This is a genomic window from Streptomyces sp. NRRL S-495, assembly GCF_000966955.1.
GTDB classification, from domain to species: domain Bacteria; phylum Actinomycetota; class Actinomycetes; order Streptomycetales; family Streptomycetaceae; genus Kitasatospora; species Kitasatospora purpeofusca.
Genome location: NZ_JZWY01000192.1, coordinates 1 through 2,444, shown reverse-complemented (window position 1 = coordinate 2,444; position 2,444 = coordinate 1). Strand labels below are relative to the sequence as shown.

The window sequence follows — 2,444 nt, the reverse complement described above, 5'->3', positions numbered from 1 at the left end:
CAGCTGCGGTTCGCCTCGGCAGCCGAGATGGCAGGCCAACTGAGCGGCGTGCTGCGCGAGTTGGTCTCCGTCCGGGACGGCATCCAGTACACCGCGCCGTCCCTGCTCTTCGCCCGCTCCACCACGCTGGTCGACCCCGGTCTCGGGGCAGTGCCGCCGCTCGGCCGGTGGACGAGCACCGCGGCGCTGCGGGCGGCGGCCGAGGGCAGCTGCCGTCCGCTCGCCACCGCGCCGCCCGCACCGGTCACGGCAGCGGCCGGGCTGCCCGAGCCGCTGGTCGACGCCCGCGATTCCGCCGCCGGGTTCCTCAGAGCGTCGGTCAGCACCGATCCGGCGGTCGCCCTCTCCCAGCTCACCTCCTATGCCGATCCTGCCCCGGCCTCCGCCCGTGCCTCCTCGCCCGAGGTCGAGCTGCTGCGCTGCCGACTCCATCTGCGGCTCGACGACCTCGCGGCGGCGCGCGCCGCACTGGACCGGGCGAGGGGCCTGTTGCGGCCCGGGTGGCGGCTCAACTGGCACGAAGGGCTGATAGCCCTGGCCGAGCAGCAGTTCGGCGGCGCGGAGAAGATGTTCACCTCCTGCTACCAGATGCTGCCGGGTGAACTCGCGCCGCGGCTCGCGCTGGCACTGTGCGCCGAGTACCGCGCGGCGACCGACAAGGAGCTCGACGCCGCGGCGGCGGCCTACCTGTCGGTGTGGCGGAACGACAGCTGGCACGAGAGCGCCGCCTTCGGCCACGCCCGGACGAGGCTGCGCCGCGGCGACCGGGCCGGTGCGGTCTCGGCGTTGAGGCAGATACCCGACACCTCACCGCACCACCGCGCGGCGCGGATCGCCGCGCTGCGGATCCACACCGGGCGGCTCGGCACGGGCCCCGCGGGCCTGCCCGACCGCGCGGACCTCGCCGAGGCCGAACAGGTCCTGGCCACACTGCCGTTGGACGAACCCGAGCGGCGTCGGCTCGGCGCCCTGATCCTGGAGGCCAGGCTCGACCTCCGGCGCACCCCCCTACCGGGCCCGCCCGCGTCCGACGGCGAAGTCACCGAGCACGAGCTCCGGTTGCGACTGGAGAAGGAATACCGGGCGTTCGCCCACGGGGCACCGGACGGGAACCTCCACACCGTGCTCGTCGATCTGGCCAACGCTGTGAGACCGGTCACCAAGCGGTGAACCAGCGATGTCGACCGAGCGTCAACCTTTCCCTGCAGACGAGGAATCGGCTTATGACCGAAGCACCGCGCGTCACCCTGGAGGCCAACTACGACAGGTACCGCTCCCTGGACGAACGCGAGGTGCACGTCTACCTCAGCGTGGCAGCGAGCACCGCAGCCGACCGGCGGGCGGGCCCGCCGAGCGAGGCGCGGTTCGCCGAGGTCGTCCTGCTGGACCAATCGGGGTCGATGAGCGATCCGCGCACCAAGCTCCAACGAGCCAAGGAGGCGAGTTGCGCCGCCATCGACACCCTGCGCGACGGGACCCGCTTCGCGGTGGTCGCCGGTACCCACCAGGCAACCATGATCTACCCCCGGGAGTCCTTCCTCGCCCCGGCGAACGCCACTACCCGTGCCGAGGCGAAGCAGGCCGTCAACCGGATCGCCCCCGGCGCCCAGGGCACGGTCATCGGCGCCTGGCTCGACAGGGCCCGTGAACTGCTCGCACCGCACCGCGATCTGATCTGCCACGCGCTCCTGCTCACTGATGGACGCAACGAGCACCAGGACCGGTCGGCGCGGTCGATGGAGACCGTGCTCGCCGACTGCCGTTCCGTCTTCACCTGCGACGCCCGCGGTATCGGCGCGGACTGGGACCCCGCCGAGCTGAGACGGATCGCCGAGGAACTCCAGGGCACGGCGGACGCGGTGCCCGACCTGGCCGACCTGGCGCCCGACTTCCGCGCGCTGATCCGCGCCGCCATGGGCCGCACGCTGTCCGACCTGGCCGTGCGGGTGCGCTGCGCACCGGGGGTGTCGGTGTCGGTGCTCGAACAGGCCCACCCGGCGCTGGCCGACCTGGTCGGCCACCGCCTGCCGCTGGCCGGAACGGCGGCGGCCGACTACCCGACCGGCCCCTGGAGCAGCGAGGCACGCCGGTATGTCGCGACCTTCGCCGTGACCGGCGACCGGACGGTCGGCGCCGACCCGGAGACCCTGGCCTCCGTCGAGGTGGTCACCGGCGCGATCGGCACCGAACTGGCCACGCCCGTCAGCTCGGTGGAGGTGATCAGCGTGCGCTGGCTCGATCAGCCGGCCCCGGAGACCGTCCTCGGGGCCGATCGGCGCCGCCACGAGCGGGAGAAGGAGCTGTACGACCTCAGATGGCGGGGCGGGGCGCTGTTCCGCCAGGGGGACCGCCAAGGGGCGTGCGAGGCCTGGGGCCGGGCCGTGGCGCTGGCGACCGAGCTGCGCAACGAGGACGCGCTCCGGCGGCTGGGCAAGGTCGTCCGG

General features: G+C 73.6%; 2 protein-coding genes. Both read left to right on the top strand.

Annotated elements, in window-relative coordinates; all coding sequences use genetic code 11:
- A partial coding sequence (locus VR45_RS12330; RefSeq protein WP_045939755.1) for a tetratricopeptide repeat protein occupies positions 1-1,170 on the top strand: 1,170 nt, incomplete at its 5' end.
- A 53-nt stretch (positions 1,171-1,223) separates the two neighbouring features.
- The coding region (locus VR45_RS12325) for a vWA domain-containing protein (RefSeq protein ID WP_045939754.1) at positions 1,224-2,444 on the top strand (1,221 nt) is incomplete at its 3' end.